Raw genomic sequence first — 22,082 nt, 5'->3', positions numbered from 1 at the left:
ATACTAAAATCCGAGAATTAGACAAGGTGCAAAGGTGAATTATCAGACCTTAACAAACTTTAACGCCCGATAAATTTTAATATTTCATTTATAATTAAGATATTTGCGTTTTGGTTTAGATAATATAAAGAATGAAAAAAATCATCCATACATCACTGATTGTTCTTGCAGGTCATATGGCGGCACAGAGCATCGGAAATTCACCTTATGCAGCGTTTGGCTTAGGAGATCTTAAATATGACAACACCGCCGAAACCAGCGCTATGGCAGGCATTTCTACGGCTTATATTTGGGATTTTAATAATAGTTTTAACTTTAACAACCCTGCAGCTAACGGTAATTTAGAGCTGACTTCCTTCAAAATTCAAGTGAATAATGAAAATCAGTTTCTAAAATCAGATATTCAGAATTTAGATGTTACTCAGCATTCTACTTATTTATCTAACATCTCATTGGCGTTTCCTATATCTCAGAAAGTAAAATTTGGGATTGCCTACCAACCGTACAGCTCTAAACGCTACAATATTATTAGCAAAAAAGAAGATGCCAACGGCGTAGTACAAGGCAATGCATTCTATGGCGAGGGTACGGTAAACACCATTCAATCTGGTATTGGTTACCAAATTACGCCAGAATTTGCCTTAGGTTTAAGAACCAATTTCTACTTCGGTAAAATTTCGGATATAGAGGAATTGGCACTTTCCAATGCAGAACTCATCAATGGTTTTGAAACTTCGCGAAAAGTTAAAAGTTGGAATTTCACTTTGGGCTCTACTTACCAGAAAAAACTCGCAAGAGATAGAAAACTGACCGCCGGCGCCACTTATACTTTTGGAAAAATTGGGAAAATGGAAACTTCCTATACCAATAGCACCTATTATTACATCGGTAATGATAAAGCCAACCAAAGCATCATCGCTACAGAGGACTATCAGGAAAATAATTTAATTCCGCAAAAAGCCTCTTTGGGGATAGGTTACGGTCAAGACGCTAAATGGTTCATTTCCACACAGTTTGATTATGCCAAAGGCGGCAATATTCAATTCACAGGAATTCCTGTTACCTCTAATGACAGTTACCGCATAGCCGTAGGAGGCTGGTACTTACCGAATTACAACAACTTCCGTAATTTCTTCTCAAGAGTAATCTACCGCTATGGCGCTTACTATGAAAAGGGACATTTGAACCTTAACGGTACCAACATCAACGAATACGGACTGACTTTCGGCGCTACCCTACCGTTCCAAAATTCAAGTATTATGAAGATGAGCGGCATAGATGTCGGCATAGACATCGGCAATAGAGGAGGTTTAAAAAATAGTTTAATTTCTGAAAGATTTGTTAACTTTAAAATAGGGCTCAACTTCGCTGATAAATGGTTCACCAAGCGCCAGTATGACTAAGCCCCAAACGCTATGAAAAGCGAGCGATTGATTCAAATAAAATCTTATATAGCTACCACTCTGGCGGTGGCTATATGTTTTATAACCACCTCCTGCGAAGAAGATTTGGCACAATACAACAAAAACAAGCCCACCAATTTCCCCTCGCGGGTGGTGCATAATGCCGCCATTATACAACGAGATTCTGGGCAAGTTAAACTTCGGTTTAAAGCTCCACTTTTAGAAGAATATGAGTTTATAGACACGCCTTATGTAGAGATCAGAAAAGGGCTCTACCTTGAATTTTACGATAAGAAAAAGCCTAAAACTCCTGGCAAACTTTGGGCAGATTACGCTAAAATCATTGAGAAAAAAGAATTCTACGAAGCCAAAGGCCATGTGAAGGTCATCAATAATGAAGGGCGTACTTTTGTGATGCAGTCCATCTATTGGGATAAAAAAAATCGGAAAATGTATACCCAAGACACGGTTTTCATCACGGATAAAGAGGGCAATACCTTTGTAGCCGCAGGCGGAATGAACACCAAAGATGATTTTTCCGAATACACGCTCTACAACAATTCTGGCAATTTCAACACGAAAGCTATTCCCGAAATGAGCAAATAAAACCACATAAAAAAGCGAGGTCATTTTGAATATGCCTCGCTTTTTGGTTCGTGTATTTTTTAAAGTTGCTCTATTTTATCCGTAAGGGTATTGATAAAATTTTGAAGTGGCTTCTCCACCATCATCTTAATAAACGGATTAAATTGACCTTCAAATAAAAGCTGTACCTCGGTTTGGTTCTCGTTGATGGGGTTCATCGTCCCGATGAGAGCAAAGTCTAAACTGGAACTCGCCGATTTTAGAACCACGCGTTCATTTTCTTTAACCTCGTCTATTTTCAGGGCGATTTCAGGCATTCCTTTCAGTCCAAATTTAAAGCCATCCGCTACCGTTTCAAATTTTTGCAAGCCCTCAGGCATCAAATCTTTATAATCTTCTGGGCGTTTTAGCATTTCCGAAAGCTCTTTTGCCGATTTATTCACGATAATTTTTCGTCCTTCTAAATTCATTTCTTATTTTTGTTAAATATTTAATTCGGTACAAATGTATAAAGTTTTTATCAATGAAAAAAGTTTCAGCATCAGTCAACAGCCAGAAATTGCTGAACATAACATAGCTTTTAATGGAAAAAGTAGCCTGCAAACCGCTTTGGAGTGGATAGAGCAGCCCGCTACTGCCTCCGTCAATCTCTACGGCGATGCCATAGATCGCATTTGGCAAGAGTTTCAGTCTTTGTTTACCATTGTAGAAGCGGCAGGTGGCGTGGTAGCCAACCCCAATAACGAACTTCTTTTCATCTATCGATTGGGTAAATGGGACCTTCCCAAAGGAAAATTAGAAAAAAATGAAAAAATAGAAGATGCCGCCATAAGAGAAGTAGAGGAAGAAACCAGCATCCACCGCTTAGAATTGGGTGATTTTTTAAAGGAAACTTACCACATTTACACCGAAAAAAAGAACAAAAAAATCCTTAAAAAAACCTATTGGTTTTCTATGAAACACCTTGGCAATGAGCAACCTATACCTCAACAGGAAGAGGGTATTTCCAAAGTAGAATGGTTGCCTTATAAAAAGGTTCAGGAGAGCATTTATCCTAAAACTTTTAAGAATATTCAAGAGGTGCTTAATCTTTACTTTAAACTAAATCACCTCATCTAAAATCCGTTCTAAACCTATACCTCGTGAGCCTTTTAATAGGATATTTTGATGAGTGATAGGCTTCTTTTTTAGATAAACAGCCAGATCTGCCACCGTAGCAAATGCCATTTCCGATGGATTGATATTTTTAAAATGGGCGCCTACGGTAATAATTTGCTCAAAGCCTAAATTTTGGGCTTGTTTTAAAATGGCTTGGTGCTCCACTTGAGAAGCCTCGCCAAGTTCCAGCATATCGCCAATGATGATGGTTTTAGAACCTTCAAATTGGTTAAAATTTTCCAAAGAAACCGCCATACTACTCGGATTGGCGTTATAGGTGTCTAAAACCAAGGTTTTGCCATTTTTCCGCATAATTTGAGAGCGCATATTGCTGGGCTGATATTCGGATATGGCTTTTTTGATCCGCTCAAAGTCAATTTCAAAATAAAGTCCCAAAGCCGCTGCCACAGAAAGATTGGTGAAATTATAAGCCCCTGTTAATTGGGATAATACCGCTTCGCCTTGGTAGGTGAGCCCCACTTGTTGATCTTCATAAAAAAGTTCAAAATCATAATCCGAAGCGGGCGTGCCAAAACTAATTTTCGGACGATATCCTTGCGTTTTTTCTACTTGTATCGCATCATTATCATTGACAATCACCGTTTTATGATGATTTTTAAGGTAATGGTAAAGTTCCGACTTGCCTTTGATAACGCCCTCAAAACCGCCAAAACCTTCTAAATGTGCCTTACCAAAATTGGTAATACAGCCATAATCTGGTTGTGCCATTTGGCAAAGCGCCTCTATTTCTTTTTGATGGTTGGCGCCCATTTCCACCACTGCAATTTCGTGGTCTGGCTGGATGGACAGCAAGGTGAGCGGCACTCCAATATGATTATTAAGATTGCCTTGGGTAAACTGGACTTTAAATTTTTGCCCCAAAACAGCGGCTATCAGCTCCTTAGTGGTGGTTTTGCCATTACTCCCTGTAAGGGCGATTATTGGAATGCTCAACTGTTGCCGATGGTAACGCGCCAAGTCTTGCAAAAAATCCAAAGTAGAGGGCACATAGAATATATTTTTCTCTTGATTTTCAAACTCTTTTTGCTCTACAATCGCCGCCAAAGCACCATCAGCAATAGCTTTTTCCGCCAAAGTAGCAGCATTAAAATTAACGCCTGAAAACGCAAAAAAAATATCATTGGGCGCTATGGTTCGGCTGTCTATGGTGACTTTATTCGCTTTTTGGTATAGTGGGTAAAATTGTTCTACATTCATAGGTCAAAAATAAAAAATCCTCTCCGAAATGGAAAGGATTTTTGGAAATATCATTTAAAAATTATCTTTTGGTTCTTTTAGTAGCATTATCTTTGGCATCTTGCGCCACACGGAAGCCAATCCAGCCATACGCTCTCGCCTCGTCTCTGTACCTTCTCTGCCCTGGGTCTAACCAATAAGCGGTGTCTTTCCAAGAACCACCTTTAACCACGCGCGAGGTGTTAGAAACATTGGTGGTGCGTTGTTTTTTATCTTTTTCTAAAATCACTCTACCTTTGGCATCTACGAAGAATTTGCGCTTGGTGGAGTTGTACATATCAAACTCCTTGGCGGCAGCGCTATCCAACTCTCTACCATAACCCGCTTCTAATGAGGACATAAAATCACCATCACGGAAGTTTCTATCATCTTCCACCACTTCTCTTTTGTATTGCCCTGGTAAGCCTCGGTAAATTTTTCTACCATCGGCTAAAGTATCATAAGCGATATTATTGCCTTCAATTTTTGTGAAAGTGCCATCTGCATTTTTCACCACCTCACGGCTTACATTGCCTCTGTAATAGTTGAAATCGCTAGCTTCTTCATCTATGATTGGGCGATAAACATCTGCCGTCCACTCTGCTACATTGCCATACATACCGTAAATTCCTAAATCGTTAGAAGGGTATTGTCTCACATCTGAAGTGGTAGGTGAGCCATCATTATTCCAACCTGCGGTTCCTGAATAATCCCCTCTTCCGTATTTGAAGTTTTCTAAGAACATCCCTCTATTTCTACCTTTATTGCCTCGCAATTTATCAATTTCTGGCGTTTTGCCTTCGTAGAGGTTATATTCTCTATTCTTCTGAAGTCCTAATGCTGCAAATTCCCACTCTACCTCGGTAGGAAGCCTGAATTTAGTCACCACGCCTGCTGTGGCATTTCTGTTGGCAGCTAAAATTCTGGCATTGGCACTTTTAATTCCTGATTTTTGCTTTAAACGCTGTTCATTGATATAGGACTGCATCTCTGGGTCGTTGGCTTTGTATTTATCCAAAGTGAAAGAAGCTTGTCCTTGGTTGTTGCTTTCATTCACATATAAATCTTTAGAAATTACGCCTTGATCCATCAATGCTTTTTCATTGGCACGATCTGTTAGCCAATCACAATATCTGGAAGCTTGCAACCAAGATACCCCCACCACAGGATAATAATCAAACTCTGGCGAACGGAAATAAGTTTCTGAATAATCATTCCGAGAAAGCTTGTTATTCCATACCAAAGTATCTGGTAATGCGCCTGTGTAAATATCTTTAAAATTAGGGTCTGATGATGGAAATACCACCTTTAACCAAGTCACATATGAGCGGTAATCGGCATTGGTGGTCTCGGTTTCTCCGATAAAGAAAGAGCTCACCTGCATTCTTCTTGGGGTGTTGTTCCAATCGTGCATTACATCATCTTTCACTAAGCCCATTGTAAAAGTACCGCCCTCTACATACACCATATTCACCCAGCCTTTTTGCTTTTGCTGTTTTCCTGAGAAGAACCAACCTTTTTGGTCGTTGGGCTTCCATCCTGTTTGGCTCACAAAGCGCTTAGTACCGCCTCCTTTTTTAGTATTATTACCTCCACAGCTTACCAAAAGCATAGAAGAACTTAATAAACCTAATGAAAATAACTTTAGTTTTTTCATCCGATATGTTTTTATTTTTTTTATTATCTCTTTGATACTCAAAATTTTAACCTTAAAACAATGCGCTCTGCATTACCGTTTTATAGTCTAAAATTAACAATCCACAAAGTAAAACAATTTATTCTACTTTACAAAATAGATTTCTATTTTTTTCAAAACGGCACGCATTTAATTTTATTGTTTAAGATTTTTACTTTTACTTTGCAATAAATTCATTCTAACTTCATCTATCGCCTAATGAAAAGATTTGTTTTTTTATACATCGCTGTGATTTCCGTGCTTTGCGCACGTGCCCAAACCTATACCATCCATTGGGAAGGCAACCAAACCATAACTTACGCTCAAGGGAAAACGGTAACGCTGCCCAGCTTTAACAATGAACATTTTGTATTTGACCAAGGGCAAATTTACCTCCAAAATAGCCAAAAGACAACAGCACTACAAGCATTGAGCGTTAGCCAGATGCATTGGGAAAAACTTCCAAAAAATCTTTGGTACGATCTACAACTCCACGAAGTTACCCCAGATGAAGAAGCCGATTTTAACCCTGAAAGCCATACGGACACAGCGGGGATGTTCATCAATTATAGAATTAAAGCCATTAAGCGCATCAATGATGAAATTTATCGGCTGACATCCTACACGCTCACGCCACAAACGCCACAAGTCCAGACCACAGCGCAACAGTTTAAAAATCTCGGCAATAGCGCTGATTCTCCATTGGCGACGGGAACTTTCTATAAGATAAAAGTGGACAAAACAGGCGTTTTCAAAATCACTACAGCGTTTTTAAAAGAAAACGGCATAGACCCCAATAGCGTCAATCCCAAGCATTTAAGGATTTATGGCAACGGCGGACTGATGCTCCCAGAATACAATCGGGATGTTTATTATTCCACCCTCCAAGAAAATGCGATAGAAGTGGTGGGCGAAGATGATGAACAATGGAACGATGAGGATTTCGCTCTTTTTTATGCACAAGGTCCCAATGGTTTTGGGCTTTATAATAGAGGACACCGCCGCCGTGAAACCCGCACAGACCGTTCTTATAATGTGGTCAATATCTATGATGAATCCGCCTATTATTTCCTCAGTTTTGACCAAGGCGAAGGCAAAAGAATCACCACCGAGACCAACACACCAACCAATACTTTCAAACGAGAGTATGATGATTATCAATACCTCAACGAGGAGAAAAACAACCTCCGCGGCATTGGGAGATTATGGGTAGGCGATGCCTTTACCAATCCGCAAGATATTACCTTTAACACGCCAGAGCCCATTCCTGCACAAAGCGAAACCATCTACCGCGCCCGTGTGGCAACCAGCAATGCGCAAAATGCAAAAATAAGCCTCAATTTCAATGGCGAAGAAGCCAGCCTCACCGCAGGCAAAAATTTTGGTACTTTAGTCTTTAATTTCAGTACGAATAACATCACGGGGAATACCTTAAAGTTTAACTTCACACCAGACATCAGCCCTAATCCTAATGCGCTTTTCTACTTAGATTATGTGGAGGTTTTATATAAACAACCGCTCAAATTTAACGGAAATCTATTGGCATTTAGAGATTTTAGCATTAGCGAAGGTTCTGGAATGGTGTATGGCTTTGAAATCAGTAATGCTGGCGGCATAGACCGTGTATGGAATGTTGCCGATGTGACCAATGTCCGCCACAAACCCAATATGAGTGGCAACGCTGATACTTTCCAACTTTCATATCTCGCCAATTCAGACCTTTTTAATAATGAGTTTATCGCTTTTAATATGGCGGCAGCGCAAGTACCTACTTTTGTGGGAAGAATCGAAAACCAAAATTTGGCAGCGCTTACAGATACGGATTACCTCATCATTACCTCGCCTGCGTTGGTGGGAGAAGCCCAGCGCTTGGCTCGTTATCATCAGGAGCAAAACCACTTTAAAGTCGCGATAGTAGAGCCAGAGAAAATCTACAACGAGTACAGCTCTGGTGGGCAGGATATTACCGCCATTCGGAATTTTATAGCCCACCTTAAAAATAACGGCAACCTTAAATATGTCCTCATCTTGGGCGATACATCCTACGATTACAGAGGCAAAATATCAAAGAACCCTTACCTTATTCCGTCTTATGAGAGTGAGAGTAGCCTCTCTTTTGATCAATCCTTTGTTACCGATGATTATTTTGTGATGAGTAGCCCACAGCGGTCTTCATCGTTAAGTAACATCTTCCCTGATCTGCCTATTGGTAGGCTACCAGCCCAAAACGCCAGCGAAGCAAAGACCCTTATCGATAAAACGTTGGCATATTATAACCAACTTGCCAACCAATCCACGCCGTTTGGTGATTGGAAGATGAATATGGATTTTGTGGTTGATGATGACAATGATGGCGGTACCCCTTTCCACACGGAAATCAACGCGGTTTTAAAAAACATCTTCCAAGATGGCACAGATAAAAAAGAATACCACATCAGAAAGCTTTACCTTGATGCTTTTGCACCTGAGAGCACCGCTGGAGGACAGCGCTATCCTGCCGTACAACAAGGCATCAATACTGCCATAAGCAACAGTTTATTCCTGATGTATTTTGGGCACGGCGGTGTCAATGGTTGGGCGCAAGAGCGGGTGCTCACGGTGCCAGACATTCAAAGTTTCAATAACTTCAGCCGCACCTATAGCCGCTTTCCGTTGGTATCCACCATCACTTGTGAGTTTACCCTTTGGGACAACCCTGCCATCAGCTCCGCAGGAGAGATTATGATGAAACACCCCCAAGGCGGTCCTGCCACTATGATTACTTCCAGCCGAGAGCTCGGCGTTAACTATGGCAAGAGGTTCAGCCGCAAATTCTTGGAACATCTATTCCAAATCAATGCTAACCAAAATTTCAACCGCTTAGGCGATGCCTTCCTCTCTGCAAAAATAGCTTTTGGGGCACACCCAGACCACCTCAAAGTCAACTTTTTAGGCGACCCTGCTATGCAACTGAGCCGCCCTCAGCCTCACATCATCATTGATGAAATTATCAAGCCTACCACCAACAGCATCAGAGCTTTGGATTTCATCAAGATTAAAGGGCATATTACCACACCGCAAGGTAGTACAGACACCGATTTTAACGGTAAAGTGATCATCAGCCTCTTTGATAAATTTCAAAATAAAAGCACCCGAAATAATGATGGCAACCTGACGCCAATTCTCCATTATAAAGAAGAAGGTAACCCCATTGTAAAATCTTCGGGCACCGCTACTGCAGGAGAGTTTGAGTTGGAATTCTACATCCCGAAAGATATTGATTTTGATATGGGCGATGGGCGCCTCCTCCTCTATGCCGATAACCAAAAACGAGATGTCTACCACTCTGAAACCGTTACCATCGGCGGCATTAACCCTAATGGCATCAACGATAACGAACCGCCAAAAATAAAACTCTTTATGAACAATACCAACTTTGCAGATGGCGGCATTACCAATGAGAACCCTATTCTATTGGCGTGTTTAACGGATAACATGGGCATCAATGCGACTGGTGCAGGCATAGGGCATGATATTACTATGGTCTTAGATGGTGAGGTGATTAACACCAAGGTGCTTAATGACTACTTCTCCCCTGGGGAAGGCAACGGCTGTATCTCCACACAACTGAAGGACTTCCAAAAAGGTACTGTGAACTACGCGTTCCAAAACTTGAAACCAGGCAACCATCAGTTGGTATTAAAAGTTTGGGATATTAACAATAATTCGGCGTCGGCATCGTTAAACTTTATAGTAAGACCTCAGGGCGAAGAAAACTTGGTGGTTAAAAGGCTACTGAACTGGCCTAACCCTTTTACCAATAAAACCTATATCCACTTTGAGCACAACTGTCCAGACCTATTGGAGGTGACCGCTCAAATTTATACCATTACAGGGAAATTGGTAAAAACCATCCACCAAGCCGTAAGCTCCGAACCGTTTAGAGAAGGCTTCCGCACGGGTAGAGAACAGATAGAATGGGATGGCACAGACCAATATGGTGCCCATGTGGGAAAAGGTTCGTATATTTACAAAGTTTTTGTGAAAAGTGCTAATCAAGGCACTTGCAAAGGCTCAGTAACACAAACAGAAAAAATGATTTTATTAAAATAAACTTATGAAAATTACAACAAAACTACTTTTAGGCTTAGGCGTAGCGGCATCATCATTCGCTATAGCACAAGAAAAAGGACAAGTCCTCACGGGGGCACCATTTCTTAGAATATCTCCTGATGCCAGAGCTGGCGGTATGGGAGACCAAGGGGTAGCCACCTCTACTGATGCTTTTTCTCAGTTTTGGAATGCGGCTAAATTCCCTTTCAGCAAAACCACCTCTGCCGTGGCGGTTAACTATACCCCTTATATGGGCAAGATTACCAATGATATTTTCTTACTCTATGCTGGCTACCACACCTTTTTAGGCAACGAAGAGCGCTCTACCTTAGGCGCCAGTATCTACTACTTCAATATGGGGCAAGTGGAACTCACCAAGTTGGTAGGCAATCAAGTGACCCAAGAAGGCTCGGTAAGCCCTAACGAATTCGCGATTGACCTCTCCTATGGCTTAAAGTTATCAGACTCCTACGCTATGGCGGTAACAGGTCGCTATATCCGTTCAGACTTCGGAAGTTTTAACTCTGATAGCAATCTAAAGCCTGCCAATAGCTTTGCTGTAGATGTTTCAGGGTTCTACCAATCTCCTAAGCACCAGAGTTTCGGTGATTATGAAGGTCAAGCCAGAGCTGGTTTTGCCGTTCAGAATTTAGGTCCTAAGTTGGATTATACAGGAGATGACACTTCTCGCTCTTACCTCCCTACCACTTTGAGAATTGGGGCCGGTTATGATTTATTCTTAGACGAAGCCAATAAAGTAGGGCTTTCCGTAGAAGCCTCTAAACTCTTGGTACCTGGTGCCGAGTACGCCGAAGATGGCACCACGCTACAGATCCCTAATGCAGGGGTATTGGAGGGCATCGGTAAATCTTTCAGCAATCCGCAAAGCACTATGCTAAGCGCCGCTGTAGAATACTCTTATGATGATGCCTTTGCGGTAAGAGGCGGTTATTTCACCGAAAGCCAGTTGCAAGGTGGGCGCCAATATGCCACCGTGGGTGTGGGCTTCAACTACCAATCTTTTGGCTTAGATGTTTCTTACCTCATCAACACTTCTAAAACCAATTCCGCATTAGACAACACCCTCCGTTTCGGATTAACCTGGAACATCGGAGAGGCGACCTCTAATGCCGACCAATAGTAGATTTAATTTATTTTAACTTTTTTTGACAAGCACCCTGCAAAGCCTAATTTGCAGGGTTTTTATTTTCAATAAATGGAGCAACGACCTCTAAATAAGCGGTATCCGACCCCTTCGAAAGGGGGTAATGACCACTAAAAAAGGGATACACGACCCCTTCGGAAGGGGGTAACGATCATTAAAGAAGGGATATCCGACCCCTTCGGAAGGGGGTAACGACCACTAAAAAAGGGATACACGACCCCTTCGGAAGGGGGTAACGACCATTAAAGAAGGGATTCACGACCCCTTCGGAAGGGGGTAACGACCACTAAAGAAGGGATACACGACCCCTTCGGAAGGGGGTAACGACCACTAAAGAAGGGGTATCCGACCCCTTCAGAAGGGGGTAATGACCACTAAAGAAGGGGGATCTGACCCCTTCCGAAGGGGTCGCGATAATCCCCCAAACCTTAACCTAAGTTTAAAGAAGAAGACATAAAATATTCATTAACTTTGCAAGATGAAAGATTATGCCACCGAACTCAAGAAGTTTTTCTCTGGACAGAATATTTACACAGGGGTTAGGATTTCTCTCGCTGTGCTTGTGCCCTCGCTTATATTCAGTTACTTTGGGGTTTTCAAGATGTTTTTCCTCTTTCCGCTGGGCACCAGTTTTATTGCCTTTGTGGATCAGCCTGGTCCTTTCATCCGCCGGCGGAACACCCTGATTGGGGCTATTGTTTCGTTTTTTATGGTAGCTACCATCGCCAGTTTGCTCAAAGATTATCCGCTATTGGTGCTGGTAGAGCTGGTGGTGATGGGGCTTTTCTTCAATATGATTGGCGTTTTTGGTCAGCGGTTGGCAGCCGTGGGCGGCTTATCACTCGTGGTTTTAGCCATCTTTATTGATGGACATCTCACGGGGGAGCATATCTTTTATAACATCTTAATCTTTACCGCTGGTGCAGCGTGGTACTTGCTGTTGTTCTCGGTTTTGGCACAGCTACAGCCTTATAAATTAGCCAAGCAAATGGTGGGCGAAAATTATATAGAATTAGGGAAATACTTAGAGATTAAAGCCAAATTCTATGGTAAAAATCCGGACTATGAGCAGCTCCTCAGCCAGCTTTTAGCCCAGCAAGTGCTCATCAAAAATACCCAAGAAGAAACCCGAGATTTGGTCTTCCGCACACGGAAATTCGTGAATGAATCTACTACCACCAGCCGCCTACTGATGCTCAGCTTTATCAGTAGTATAGACCTCTATGAAAAGCTACTGACCTCGGAAACCGATTATCAAAAGCTGCAACAGCGTTTCAGTGGCACCCGCATTCTTGGGCAGATACAACAGACCTTGCAACTTTTAGCCTCGGAACTGAGCCATATTGGGGTGAGCACGCAGGCGGGGCAACAGCCTAAGCCCAAGCAAAACATCAATGCGGTGATGGAAGACTGCTTTAATGCTTATTTTGACCTAAGAATGCAGCGGCTTTCGCCAGATACCTTAGATGATTTTATGATCCTCCGCCAAGTGATGATGCGTATGGCAGAGGTGGCAGAAGACATTAAAGCCATCTACCAAATTACCACCCAAGATATTAACTTAGCCAAAAGCCTTTCCTCTGGGTTAGATCTATCCAAATTTTTACCTAAGGAAGAACCGCTGAATTTCAAGGTTTTTAAAACCAATTTCTCCCGAAAGTCGGCACATTTTCGGCACGCCATTCGGGTTACCACCGCGATGCTCATCGGTTATACCATTTCTAAAATGACCTTCCACGGTTTGGGGCATTCTTATTGGGTACTCATCACCATCATCGCCATTATGAGGCCTGCGTACAGCATCACCAAAAGTAGAAACCTCCTGCGGCTCTATGGTACCGCTGTAGGGGCGGTGGTGGGGGCGCTCATCATCTATTTTGTGCACGAGCCTACCCTATTGCTCATCTTGCTGTTTATCTCTATGGCGCTCTGTTTTACGATGCTTAGGACGCAATATTTCTGGGCAGTGCTGTTTATGACGGTTTATGTCTTCATCGCCTTTAATTTCTTGAACCCTGGGCATTTTGAAACCCTTCTGAAAGATCGCATTTTTGATACCTTGATTGCGGGGATTGTCGCCTTTGGGGTGTCTTATTTTGTGATGCCTGTGTGGGAACATACCCAAAACCGAACGCTAATGAAGGTCTCTCAGAAGAACAATCGGCTTTATTTTGAAGAGGTGCTGGCGATTTTCCAACAAAAAGCCCACGGCGATGAGCACTACCGATTGCTTCGGAAGAATGCCATTATTGCCTTAGCCAACCTTTCGGATAACTTCCAAAGGATGCTCTCTGACCCCAAAACACAACAGAAAAAGTTAGAAGACATCCATCAGTTTGTGACCACCTCTCACCTGCTGACGGCTTACATTGCCTCGTTATCTCAGTATGCGCAGTCGGGGAAGACCTATTCTGAGATAGATTTTGCCTCTTGGTACACCAAAATAGATGCAGAAATGCACAAAACGCAAATGCTCCTCAACAATACTCGGTATGATGCCAGCCTTAATGAAAAAAGCGAGATTAGACCCGAGGATTATGTGAGCACTCTACTCCAAAAACGGAAAATGGAACTTGCAGAGTCTGAGGTTTACAACATCCGAAATCCTAAGCGCATCACGCACCTCACGGAGCTCAAAAATATCCAAGAACTTTTGGATTTAATCTATAATGTCGCAAAAGAACAGCGGAAAGTGGCAGTACACCTAAAACAAGACTACACGGCGGTTACCACGGCTAAAATATAATCTCCATCTAAATGGTAAAGTTGGGCTTGGTAGGCTGTGGCATTGCCCTCGGTATCTACTACACGGCAGGCTATGGCTTGCGCGGTCTCACCTGCCCTAAATGGCGAGACTTCGTAATGCGTTCTAAACGACCAATATTTCTCTTGATGGATTTTATAAAGGCTCTCTTTAATGCACCAAATGCTGGTGAGGCTGTTTAAATCATCGGTATCTGCGAGCCATTCCATTTCTTTTTTAGATAAGAATTTGGATTTTACGCGTCGGATTTTTTCGGATTTTAGCTCTATATCTACCCCTATGGGTTGTGGCGCTATGGCTAACACGGCATAAGGATAGGCGTGGCTTATGCTGATATCAGCAGAATGAGGCTCTACATACGGAGCCCCATGGTCTTGATGTTTGAGTAAATGGTTGGGCAACGCTGATTGCAGCATCTGGCTGATCATCCATTTTTCTATTTTCTTTTTAGATAGCGCCGTGTCAAGGTCTATCTGTTCTGCCTCCACCTCCGCTTGATATTGCCACACCAAAATGGCGTTCTCTGCATCTGAAAACTCTCGGTATAAAGGCATTTTTTAATCTAAGTATTAAAACATAATCACCAGTAGATAGGTCGCGCCAGCCACCAAAGCACTAATCGGAATGGTGAGTACCCACGCCCAGAGCAAACTCACAGTAACGCCCCAGCGCACAGCGGAAATCCTTTTGGTAAGCCCTACCCCAATAATAGACCCTGTAATGGTGTGCGTGGTAGACACTGGAATCCCGAAATGGTCAGTCAAAAATAAGGTGATGGCACCTGCCGTTTCGGCACTTACGCCCTCTAATGGGGTTACTTTGGTAATCCGTGTTCCCATCGTTTTTACAATCTTCCAGCCGCCACTCATCGTTCCTAAACCAATCGCCACGAAAGAGGCAATAGGCACCCAAACATAATCTTTCGCAAAATGGTTAAAACGGTCTGCAGGGAGCATTTCGGCATAAATATCTGTGCCGCCAATCATATTCACATGGTAGTAAATAACTGCCGCACCGATGATTCCCATCACTTTCTGAGCGTCATTAAGCCCGTGCCCTAAACTGAACAAGGCTGAAGAAACCAATTGTAATTTCTTAAAGGCTTTTTCGGCTTTGTGAGGGTTGGTTTTTCTACAAATATTGATGATGATAAGGGTGATGATCACAGAGACAATCATCCCGATAAATGGCGCCATAAAGATGAACAAGAAAATAGGAATGACCTTGCTATACTTGACCACATCTTGCGAAAATAGCTGTTTAAAAGCCAACTGTGCCGCTTCTAAAAAGGACAATTCTGGCTGTGCTAATACAATCTGGTGGTAGTCTGTCACTAAGGCGTGCATCAGCGCGGCGCCCAAAAACCCACCAATTAAGGTATGAGAGGAAGAGGACGGAATACCAAACCACCAAGTGAGCAAATTCCACGCGATGGCTGCCATCAATCCTGAAAAAATCACTTCTAAGGTGATAAAATCTTCGTTTACGGTTTTGGCAATGGTATTACCAATTTTAAACTCGCCAACGATGTAAAATGCGATGAAGAATGCGGCAAAATTCCAAACCGCTGCCCAAAGTACCGCCTGAAATGGCGTGAGCACCTTCGTGGAAACAATGGTAGCAATAGAGTTAGCGGCATCATGAAATCCATTAATATAATCAAATACCAAAGCCAAGGCGATGATAATGATGAGGAGCATTGGGAAATCCATACTGTGTATTTTTAGATGATAAAAATCTTAAGCGTATTTAATGATAATATTATCTAAAATATTCGCTACATCTTCGGCTTTATCGGTTACTTCTTCTAAGTAGTCTAAAACCTTGCTGACTTTAATAATGTTGATGGCATCGCTGGTTTCAAAGAGTTTAATCATCGCATTGCTATGCACATCATCGGCAATATTTTCTATGCTATTGATTTTGATGGTCGCCTCTTTTACCGCGGCAGGATTTTTAAATTCTTTAAGGTTTTCTATCGCAGTTCGGATTTCTAAACACGCTTTATAGATAAGGAGCGAAAGCTCTTCAAATGCCTTTGTTTCTGGGCTTTTGTAGAGTAGAATATATTTCATAGAAGCGTACATATAGTCGGCAATATCATCTAAACCACTCGCCAAATAGTGGATGTCTTCTCTATCAAACGGCGTGATGAAATTTCTGCCCAGCTCTACATAAATCTGGTGCGTGGTGTCATCATTCTGATGCTCATAATCGCTGATTTTTTGCAATAAAGTTTCATCATTGGCATCAAAGTCTTTAATGCCTTCGTGGAAGGTCTTAGACATCTCCACCAAAGTATTGGCTACCTTTTCAAACAGTACAAAAAACACCTTGTCTTTCGGTTGAAAAGCTTTAAAAATATTACCTATTCCCATTGTTTTAATTATTTCATTTTTTTAGTAGGGCAAATATCATCATAAAAAAACAAGTAAGGAAATTCTAATGTTAATTTTTGTTCACATTTGAGAAAAATCAGGTTTTTGGCATTTAAATCATATTTTAGATTTAGGCTATTTTACAAAAAAATAATGAACAGAAAAAAATTTCTATCCATTATAAATTGATTAGTGGTGTAGGTTTTAGTTTGCCACCTCGGCTCTCATCTCTTTGCCTCTAAATTTCATTGAGGAAAGGTTGCTTAGAATTTCGTTTTTAAAAGGCTTTTCAACTTCAAAGAACGAGAATTTCTCTAAAATTTCTATATCGCCAATGTCTGGCTTTTTCTTTGATTTCTTAGTCGCTTTATTAATGATGTCCAAAACATCTACCTTTTTCAATTGATCTTTTTTGCCGAGATTAAAGAAAAAACGCACCATATTACCTTGTGTATTTCTCTTTCTGCCACCAGCGCTGCGCTCTCTTCTCCCCTTTTCGGAGCCTCTGCGCTCTCTGCGGCTTTCTCTTACCTCATCTTCACGCTTTAGTTTTTGGTCAGAAAGGTCGTTTCTTTCCTTGTAATACAGCGCCAAATCTCTCAACTGAAACTGCAATAACTGATGCACCAGCTCTTCCTTAGAAAACGCCGAAAGGTCTGGAATAAGGCTATCATCAAAGTCAAAATAGTTTTCGTGCTCGGTAAATAGATGCTCAAAAACGCCTGCCACTTGGGCTTTTATAATATCTTCGCCCTTAGGAATTGGCTTTTCTTTAAGGTCTATTTTGGTCTGGCTTTTAATCTGTTTTAGCTTTCTGGTTTCCTCAGGTTTAATGAGCGCCATAGAAATCCCATCTTTGCCCGCACGCCCTGTTCTTCCGCTTCTGTGGACAAAAACTTCTGGGTCATCAGGCAAGGAATAATGGATCACATGCGTGAGAGAATCTACATCTAAACCTCTGGCTGCCACATCTGTAGCCACCAAAATATCAATATTTTTAAGCCTAAACTTCTTCATCACGGTATCCCTTTGGGCTTGGGACAAATCGCCGTGGAGGGCATCTGCTGCAAAGCCGTGCTGCATCAAATAATCAGCTACATCTTTAGCTTCCATTCGGGTTCTACAAAAGATGATGGAATATTGGTTCGGGTTGGCGTCTATTAAACGCTTTAAGGCTTCTTTTTTCTGTCTGTAATTCACTACATAATACTCGTGGGAGATGTTTTTCTTAACCGCATTAATGGAACCCACCGAAATACGATGCGGCTGTGTCAAGTAGTTTTTAGAGATTTTCTCCACCTCCTTATTCATCGTTGCAGAGAAAAGGAAAGTTTGTTTGGTATCTGGCGTTTCAGAAAGTATCGTTTCTAAATCGTCTTTAAAGCCCATAGAGAGCATCTCATCTGCCTCATCTAACACCAACCATTGGATTTCGGAGAAATCAAGCGCCTTACGGTTGATTAAATCGATAACCCGCCCAGGTGTTCCCACAATAATTTGTGGCTTCTCTCTTAAACTGCGGATTTGGTCTGTAATGCTACTACCGCCATACACTGCCACAGATTTTATTCCCTTTTGATACTTGGAATAAGTGCGGATGTCTTTGGCAATTTGCAAACATAGTTCTCTGGTTGGACACAGCACCAGAAGCTGTATTTTACGACTTTGCGCGTCTATCATATCCAAAATAGGCAATGAAAACGCTGCGGTTTTCCCCGTTCCTGTCTGAGCCAGCGCAATGAGGTCTCTATGATCTGATAAAATAAAAGGAATAGCTTGTTTTTGGATTTCTGTGGGGCTTTCGTAGCCCATTTCGCCAATGGCCTTGAGAATGTCAGGACTTAAATTGGACTCGCTAAATAAATTCATTAAATGTTCTAAAATTTCTGCAAAGATAGGAAAAATTTATGAGATCGCTTTTTAAACCTTTCTGCAACACCTCTTTTTTATCATTTTATTATAGTAGAATGTCTACTTTTTTCATTTTTGATGAAATTAAACATTTCTAATGCTACACCCCAAACTGACTCAAATGGTGGTCTATGTGCTTAGAAAAAAGGGCGTTCCATTGCGTAGCGGAGAGCTTTCCAAAGGTGATGTTTTCTTTTCCTTCAAAGAAATTGGCGCCTAATTCTTGCGTTTTTTTGAGGTAAGCGATGAGTTTTTGCTTTTCTTCCTCAAAATTTTTCTCCTCTTTGATGATGAAAGAAGGGGCTGTTGGTCCGTTCTTTTTATACGGTGTGGTAGAGTCGGTAACCATTTTCTTGGCAAAAAGATTCGCCATCAACTTCCCGAAAAAACTCGGTTGATCCGCTGGCGTAGGTTCATAAGTGAGGCGATAAGCAATATTGAGGTGGCTAACATTTGAGCCACCGACATCTTCCCCCAAAGTCTTTGGATATCAGGCTTTAACCGCTCTATACAAGCAAGGGTTTTCTCCAACTCTTCCGCATTAAATAAATTCGCGATATGCATTTTCTCTATCTTTAAATGATGATTAAAGCACAAAGATACGATATTATCTTGTTTTTGGTGCGTAGGCTCAACAATCTATGGCAATCAACGATAATTTTTTTTTGATAAGTATAATTTTCAGAGTGAAAAACAGAGCTATTTTTCCATGTTTTTGTAAATTTATCAAAACCTATTTTAATTATAGCTCTTATTTAAAATTTAGCATTTTTCAACAAAATTAAATCCCCCCTAAAACCTACGCCTCTTTCCACCAAGGATTAAAAGTTTGAGGCTCATCATTTAACGGAACCAATTGCCCAATCATAGGCGTGATCAGCGGTATTTCCGCCGAAGTGGCTAAGGTGGAAAGGGCTTCCAAAGGCTCGTTCCAAGCGTGGCGAGCGAGAACAAATTTTGAGGAATGCACAGGGAATAATCGTTTGGTTTTTAAATCTTTAGCAGCTTGAAAAGTCTGTGGCGGCAGCATATGGATATAGGGCCAACTCTCGGAATATTGCCCGTTTTCCAAAATCGCCACATCAAAACCTTGAAATTTTTCGCCAATTTCGGCAAAATGTCGGTCGTAGCCGCTATCTCCACCGATAAAAATTCGCAAATGAGGCGTCTCCAATACATACGACAACCAAAGCGTATTATTGGAGCGAAAGCCTCTACCCGAGCCGTGCCTCGCTGTGGTGGTATGGAGCGTTATCTTCTCATTTACAACATATTGCTCATCCCAATCCATTTCGATAATTTGCCAAGGCTCAAAACCCCAAGCCTCCAAATGTGCCCCCACACCCAGACCGCAAATCACTTGTTTCACCTTGTTTTTCAGGGCTTTCACAGTGCGATAATCCAAGTGGTCATAATGGTCGTGGCTCAGGAGCAAGACATCAATTTCGGGAATATCGGCAGGTGTATAAACATCGGTGCCACTGAACGCCCGCACGCTCCACGGCATAGGACTGGCAGCGCCGCTCATCACAGGATCCACCAAAAATCGCTGACCTGCCACTTGCAAAAAATAGGACGAATGTCCAAACCAGATCAAAAAATCGCCCTCCGTGGGCAACTGGTGAAGGTCGGTTTTGGTGGTTGGCAATGCGTGCAACGGCGATTTATTGGGAATTCTTTTGAGGAAAGTCTTGTAAACCTCCGCGAGCATATTGGTATTTTCCGCCAAAGTCGGCGTGAGCGTTCGGTTTTGGAATTTTCCGTTTTTATAATTGGGGGATTGCTGTATACGTTTTAGGCGTTCGCCTTGGGGTGCTTTTCCAAAAATCGGGCGACGAAGATACCATAAAATCAGCACTATCAGCACTATTATAATGAGTACAATTATTTTCATTGGTTTGTTTTTTAGGCGAACAAAGGTAGGGAAAATTGCCCAAAGAGCATTTATACTCTATATTTAAAGATTCAAAAATTAAAATATTGGTGAAATTGTAAAAATATAAAGCTGTGAAATATGCATCATAAAAACTGCGAGAGCTACAAACTCCCGCAGTCATATCATGCTATTGAGACGCGATTATTTTTTGGTATAAGTACCCGCTAAGCTACCGCCGCCACCGCAGAAATACATCAAATCATAGTTGTTTTCAGCATCTGTGAAGATTTTGGCTTCGTTGCCAGAGAAGGTCACATAAAGGTTGCTCTTCATATCTTTTTGCACCTCAGCAAGGTTGATTTTGATTTTGTTGCCATCCAAAGTTCCAGTGGCTTCAAAGTGGCATCCTTTCGGACTTCCGCCCGTTTCTACCGATACTTTATACTGGTTGTCCGCTACAGCTTCTACCGTCAGTTCATCGTACGAACCTTTGCCTTTTTCGCCGTTGAAATAGTGCCCTGACACATCGCCAACGGTCAATTTAGAAAGGATATAATTAGGGGCTAACTCGCCTTCAATTCTTTTTCCATCGGCATCCAACTGCACCAATTGGTTGTTTTCTACAAGGTATTGCGTGGTGGTGTTATCGCCTAAATCCAGTGTTATCACCTTTTTATCGGCATCCCAAGTATAAGACCCTTCATCCACAAAATTACCTATTTCGCCTTTTTTCTCATAAGTAGACACCTGCGAGAAAGTTTTGTCGCTTCTCAACACCAATTCGGTCTGGATGCCTGAGCAATCGGCACACGGCAAAGTCCCAGTGTACACCCCTGCAAAATCTACCGCCGACTGTTCTGCCACTTGTTCGGTAGTGGTTTCGTTGGTATTAATGGTTTCTTTTTTGTCTTTACAAGCCACTGTGAACGCAAGAATAGCGGCTAATGCGATGCATTTACTTTTTTTCATAAGAGTTTTATTTTTAAATTATTTTTCTTGATAACTTACAATTATCAAGCCAAAAGTAATGATTTCCGAAGGTTTTTGTGTGATTTTCCTCGTGTTTTATCCATTTTTTAACGCTCGGGACAGAGGCTAATTTTCTGGCGATGATAGAAATTGAAAGTTTTTACCGCACTTTTATATTTTTTCTTAATGCAAGGGTACTTCTACCCTATCTTACATAAACTTCACCTTAGTTGAAAGTCATCTTGAGTAGCATTTACATATTTAATATTTATCCTTCTTCAAATTTTATCGTACGCTTTCCAAGCCGTGTAGGTTTTTTCTATGGGCAACGTTTTGAGGGTTTTCCAAGCGGACATGGCTTGCTGACGCGTGCTGTTTGGCTCGTTTTTGAGGTAATCGGAAATAAAATTATTCATCAGCGTGGAGGGAATTTGAGCAAAGGGTTCGCCGCTTTGATTGAGGGAAACCAGTTGTGCCACCAAATCGCCATAGGTGATGCGACGCTCTTGGCACGCCTGTTCACGCCAGCGGTTGAGGCGATACCATACGCCAGACCTCACTTTAAAATCTGGCACTTGCGTTTGAGCTTGGGCGATGAGAAAGTTTTTGGTTGCCGCATAACTGGTGTAGCGCTCGATTGGTAGGCTTGGGGTTAAGCCTTTTTCGCTGTCTTTTGGATGAAATTGAGGCAAGTTTTTAGCTTTGGGAAGGGAGACCTCACGCACTTTTCCTGTTTTGAGTATCCAGTGGATTTCTTGTTCCAACTGGTCTTTGCGTAGGGTGTTGGCGTGCGGTATACCCAGCTGTTTTGCCAATGCTTTGAGTTCGGAGGCGTACCAATAGCGGGTTAAAAATTCTTGTTCGGTCATG

17 protein-coding genes are annotated in these 22,082 nt (G+C 41.9%); 6 read left to right on the top strand and 11 right to left on the bottom strand.

Features of this window, described 5'->3' with window-relative positions:
• The first annotated feature begins 131 nt into the window (after positions 1 to 131).
• Together NYR17_RS05055 and lptC are read left to right on the top strand one after the other, a co-directional pair.
• Entirely contained in the window at positions 132 to 1,403 is a 1,272-nt protein-coding gene (locus tag NYR17_RS05055) for a hypothetical protein (protein WP_302504654.1), read from the top strand.
• A 12-nt stretch (positions 1,404 to 1,415) separates the two neighbouring features.
• Positions 1,416 to 2,009: an LPS export ABC transporter periplasmic protein LptC gene (gene lptC / locus NYR17_RS05050; protein WP_302504653.1), complete on the top strand. Its 594-nt coding sequence runs from the start codon at positions 1,416 to 1,418 to the stop codon at positions 2,007 to 2,009.
• Positions 2,010 to 2,068: 59 nt separating this feature from the next.
• Here lptC and NYR17_RS05045 read toward each other — a convergent pair whose 3' ends face one another.
• Entirely contained in the window at positions 2,069 to 2,458 is a 390-nt protein-coding gene (locus tag NYR17_RS05045) for an SRPBCC family protein (RefSeq protein ID WP_302504652.1), read from the bottom strand.
• Between the two features lie 34 nt (positions 2,459 to 2,492).
• Between NYR17_RS05045 and NYR17_RS05040 the strand changes: the two genes are divergently transcribed.
• On the top strand, positions 2,493 to 3,107 hold the full coding sequence (locus tag NYR17_RS05040) for an NUDIX hydrolase (protein WP_302504651.1): 615 nt from the start codon (positions 2,493 to 2,495) through the stop codon (positions 3,105 to 3,107).
• Here NYR17_RS05040 and NYR17_RS05035 read toward each other — a convergent pair.
• Positions 3,090 to 4,364 (bottom strand): UDP-N-acetylmuramoyl-tripeptide--D-alanyl-D-alanine ligase, encoded by a 1,275-nt coding sequence (locus tag NYR17_RS05035; RefSeq protein ID WP_302504650.1) that lies wholly within the window; start codon positions 4,362 to 4,364, stop codon positions 3,090 to 3,092. The genes NYR17_RS05040 and NYR17_RS05035 overlap by 18 nt on opposite strands.
• Before the next feature lie 61 nt (positions 4,365 to 4,425).
• Positions 4,426 to 6,039, bottom strand: coding sequence for a gliding motility lipoprotein GldJ (gene gldJ / locus NYR17_RS05030; RefSeq protein WP_302504649.1), 1,614 nt, complete (start codon positions 6,037 to 6,039; stop codon positions 4,426 to 4,428).
• Positions 6,040 to 6,276: 237 nt separating this feature from the next.
• Here gldJ and porU point away from each other — a divergent pair, with 237 nt between their 5' ends.
• From porU to NYR17_RS05015, 3 genes are all read left to right on the top strand, one after another.
• Positions 6,277 to 10,149, top strand: coding sequence for a type IX secretion system sortase PorU (porU, locus tag NYR17_RS05025; RefSeq protein ID WP_302504648.1), 3,873 nt, complete (start codon positions 6,277 to 6,279; stop codon positions 10,147 to 10,149).
• A gap of 4 nt (positions 10,150 to 10,153) precedes the next feature.
• Positions 10,154 to 11,290 (top strand): type IX secretion system outer membrane channel protein PorV, encoded by a 1,137-nt coding sequence (porV, locus tag NYR17_RS05020; RefSeq protein WP_302504647.1) that lies wholly within the window; start codon positions 10,154 to 10,156, stop codon positions 11,288 to 11,290.
• A gap of 502 nt (positions 11,291 to 11,792) precedes the next feature.
• Positions 11,793 to 14,060, top strand: coding sequence for an FUSC family protein (locus NYR17_RS05015; RefSeq protein WP_302504646.1), 2,268 nt, complete (start codon positions 11,793 to 11,795; stop codon positions 14,058 to 14,060).
• Here NYR17_RS05015 and NYR17_RS05010 read toward each other — a convergent pair.
• The 8 genes from NYR17_RS05010 to NYR17_RS04975 all read right to left on the bottom strand — a co-directional run bounded on the left by NYR17_RS05010 (position 14,030) and on the right by NYR17_RS04975 (position 22,081).
• Entirely contained in the window at positions 14,030 to 14,632 is a 603-nt protein-coding gene (locus NYR17_RS05010; protein ID WP_302504645.1) for a 4'-phosphopantetheinyl transferase family protein, read from the bottom strand. The two genes, NYR17_RS05015 and NYR17_RS05010, sit on opposite strands and share 31 nt — an antisense overlap.
• Before the next feature lie 15 nt (positions 14,633 to 14,647).
• Entirely contained in the window at positions 14,648 to 15,790 is a 1,143-nt protein-coding gene (locus tag NYR17_RS05005) for an inorganic phosphate transporter (protein ID WP_302504644.1), read from the bottom strand.
• 27 nt (positions 15,791 to 15,817) lie between these two features.
• Complete coding sequence (locus NYR17_RS05000; protein ID WP_302504643.1) at positions 15,818 to 16,456, bottom strand: DUF47 domain-containing protein; 639 nt, start codon at positions 16,454 to 16,456, stop codon at positions 15,818 to 15,820.
• A gap of 204 nt (positions 16,457 to 16,660) precedes the next feature.
• Positions 16,661 to 18,325: a DEAD/DEAH box helicase gene (locus tag NYR17_RS04995; protein ID WP_302504642.1), complete on the bottom strand. Its 1,665-nt coding sequence runs from the start codon at positions 18,323 to 18,325 to the stop codon at positions 16,661 to 16,663.
• A 142-nt stretch (positions 18,326 to 18,467) separates the two neighbouring features.
• On the bottom strand, positions 18,468 to 18,845 hold the full coding sequence (locus NYR17_RS04990) for a DUF1569 domain-containing protein (protein WP_302504641.1): 378 nt from the start codon (positions 18,843 to 18,845) through the stop codon (positions 18,468 to 18,470).
• Between the two features lie 321 nt (positions 18,846 to 19,166).
• Positions 19,167 to 20,261, bottom strand: a complete 1,095-nt coding sequence (locus NYR17_RS04985; RefSeq protein ID WP_302504640.1) for an MBL fold metallo-hydrolase — start codon at positions 20,259 to 20,261, stop codon at positions 19,167 to 19,169.
• A 183-nt stretch (positions 20,262 to 20,444) separates the two neighbouring features.
• On the bottom strand, positions 20,445 to 21,212 hold the full coding sequence (locus tag NYR17_RS04980; protein ID WP_302504639.1) for a copper resistance protein NlpE: 768 nt from the start codon (positions 21,210 to 21,212) through the stop codon (positions 20,445 to 20,447).
• A gap of 278 nt (positions 21,213 to 21,490) precedes the next feature.
• Positions 21,491 to 22,081, bottom strand: a complete 591-nt coding sequence (locus NYR17_RS04975; protein ID WP_302504638.1) for a hypothetical protein — start codon at positions 22,079 to 22,081, stop codon at positions 21,491 to 21,493.
• Position 22,082 lies beyond the last annotated feature (1 nt).

The organism is Riemerella columbina (assembly GCF_030517065.1).
Classification (GTDB): domain Bacteria; phylum Bacteroidota; class Bacteroidia; order Flavobacteriales; family Weeksellaceae; genus Riemerella; species Riemerella columbina_A.
The sequence above is the reverse complement of the archived record's forward strand: the minus strand, read 5'-3'. Positions and strand labels throughout refer to the sequence as shown.

Excerpts from the sequence above, each read along its gene's own strand:
- NYR17_RS05055 (WP_302504654.1), top strand. The coding sequence starts at position 132 with ATGAAAAAAATCATCCATACATCACTGATTGTTCTTGCAGGTCATATG.
- NYR17_RS05040 (WP_302504651.1), top strand. The coding sequence starts at position 2,493 with ATGTATAAAGTTTTTATCAATGAAAAAAGTTTCAGCATCAGTCAACAG.
- NYR17_RS05045 (WP_302504652.1), bottom strand. The coding sequence starts at position 2,458 with ATGAATTTAGAAGGACGAAAAATTATCGTGAATAAATCGGCAAAAGAG.
- NYR17_RS04975 (WP_302504638.1), bottom strand. The coding sequence starts at position 22,081 with ATGACCGAACAAGAATTTTTAACCCGCTATTGGTACGCCTCCGAACTC.
- NYR17_RS05010 (WP_302504645.1), bottom strand. The coding sequence starts at position 14,632 with ATGCCTTTATACCGAGAGTTTTCAGATGCAGAGAACGCCATTTTGGTG.
- NYR17_RS04980 (WP_302504639.1), bottom strand. The coding sequence starts at position 21,212 with ATGAAAAAAAGTAAATGCATCGCATTAGCCGCTATTCTTGCGTTCACA.
- gldJ (WP_302504649.1), bottom strand. The coding sequence starts at position 6,039 with ATGAAAAAACTAAAGTTATTTTCATTAGGTTTATTAAGTTCTTCTATG.
- lptC (WP_302504653.1), top strand. The coding sequence starts at position 1,416 with ATGAAAAGCGAGCGATTGATTCAAATAAAATCTTATATAGCTACCACT.
- NYR17_RS04985 (WP_302504640.1), bottom strand. The coding sequence starts at position 20,261 with ATGAAAATAATTGTACTCATTATAATAGTGCTGATAGTGCTGATTTTA.
- NYR17_RS05005 (WP_302504644.1), bottom strand. The coding sequence starts at position 15,790 with ATGGATTTCCCAATGCTCCTCATCATTATCATCGCCTTGGCTTTGGTA.
- NYR17_RS05015 (WP_302504646.1), top strand. The coding sequence starts at position 11,793 with ATGAAAGATTATGCCACCGAACTCAAGAAGTTTTTCTCTGGACAGAAT.
- NYR17_RS04995 (WP_302504642.1), bottom strand. The coding sequence starts at position 18,325 with ATGAATTTATTTAGCGAGTCCAATTTAAGTCCTGACATTCTCAAGGCC.
- porV (WP_302504647.1), top strand. The coding sequence starts at position 10,154 with ATGAAAATTACAACAAAACTACTTTTAGGCTTAGGCGTAGCGGCATCA.
- porU (WP_302504648.1), top strand. The coding sequence starts at position 6,277 with ATGAAAAGATTTGTTTTTTTATACATCGCTGTGATTTCCGTGCTTTGC.
- NYR17_RS05035 (WP_302504650.1), bottom strand. The coding sequence starts at position 4,364 with ATGAATGTAGAACAATTTTACCCACTATACCAAAAAGCGAATAAAGTC.
- NYR17_RS05000 (WP_302504643.1), bottom strand. The coding sequence starts at position 16,456 with ATGGGAATAGGTAATATTTTTAAAGCTTTTCAACCGAAAGACAAGGTG.